Here is a 1,269-nt window from a genome sequence, read left to right on the forward strand (position 1 = left end):
CCCCGGCACCACCATCCAGGTAGTCGTTGCCGTGCGTGCTCAGGGGTGCGCGAACCGGATCACGGTCGTCGCCGACCATGTAGTCGGCGTCGTCGCCTCCGTAGATTTCGTCACTGCCGCCCTGGCCCCACAGTTCGTCTTCACCGGCACCGCCGCTGATGATGTCGTCCCCCTGGGCCTGTGCCGCGGTGTGGGTCAGCCAATCGGCGTCGGTGGTGCCGTCGCCGGCAATGCGATCGCGGCCCGCGTCGCCGAACAGCACGTCGCTGCCGGCCATGCCGAAGATGTCGTCGTTGTCGTCACCGCCGTGCACGACGTCGTTGCCGGTACCGGCCAGGATGTCGTCGTTGCCGGCGCCGCCGTCGATCACGTTGCCGGCATCCGCTGGCTGCGTGTCGCGCACCACGCTCGAATGCATCAGGTAGCGCCCCGCTTCGAACAGGCCAGGCTCCTGCGCGCGTGCGTGGGCGTACCACGAGAAGCCGTACCACGCGCCGGGTTCGTTCGTGCTCGGCGGCTCGGCATTCGTTCGCGTGGGGTAGGTCACTTCCCCGTTGCTGGAGCCGTAGATCAAGTCGATGCCGGCGCCGCCGTCGATGGTGTCGCGCCCCAGCCCGCCCATGAGCACGTCGTTGCCGTCGCCACCGTCGATGAGGTCGTCACCGCCTCCGCCCAGCAGCGCATCGTTGCCGCCCAGGCCCAGGAGGGTTTCTGCGGCGCCGCCACCGGTCCGCCGCGCCGGGCTGGCTGCCCGCGTTCACGTAGTTCACGCCATCGCGCAGGTAGCCCACGCCGCCTTCGTCGGCGGCCTTGATGAAGTCGCCCGCCAGCGTGGTGCTGGCCGGGGCCGGCTGCTCGGCATCGGGCAGGCTGATGTGCCCACGCTGTGCTGCGGACTCCAGTTCTCGATACGGATGGTGTCGGTGCGGTCGCTGAAGCTGATGATCAGGTCGTTCTGCCCGGGCTGTACCTCGACCAGCGTGTAGTTGACGCGCCGGTCGTCCGTTTGCCAGGCATCGTCGGCCACGCGGTGTGCGCCGCTGCCGTTGAGGGTGCCCACCCCTTCGACTTCGATGCGGCCATCGGCGTCGCCGCGGACGGTGTCGGCCCCCCACTGGCCGGTGAAGCGGTAGGTATCGTCACCGGCTCCGCCGGTCAGCGTGTCGTTGCCCTGCCCGCCATCGAGCGTGTCGCTGCCGGCACCGCCCAGCAGCGTGTCGGAGCCTTCACCGCCGTTGAGCTGGTCGGCGCCGGCGTTGCCTTCGAGGT

At 69.8% G+C, this 1,269-nt stretch carries 2 protein-coding genes and 1 pseudogene; all 3 read right to left on the minus strand.

From position 1 onward, the window contains the following. Nucleotides 1–622: calcium-binding protein (locus E8D38_RS27985; RefSeq protein WP_425462831.1), on the minus strand; the 622-nt coding region annotated here is incomplete at its 3' end. A gap of 12 nt (nucleotides 623–634) precedes the next feature. Further along, nucleotides 635–718 (minus strand): annotated as a pseudogene (locus tag E8D38_RS29635) (hypothetical protein); the annotation flags it as partial. Between the two features lie 48 nt (nucleotides 719–766). Further along, nucleotides 767–1,269 (minus strand): calcium-binding protein (locus tag E8D38_RS29410; RefSeq protein ID WP_140637614.1); only part of this gene is annotated, 503 nt, incomplete at its 5' end.

The organism is Methylibium rhizosphaerae, assembly GCF_006386545.1.
In the GTDB taxonomy this organism is placed as follows: Bacteria; Pseudomonadota; Gammaproteobacteria; order Burkholderiales; family Burkholderiaceae_C; genus Pseudorivibacter; species Pseudorivibacter rhizosphaerae.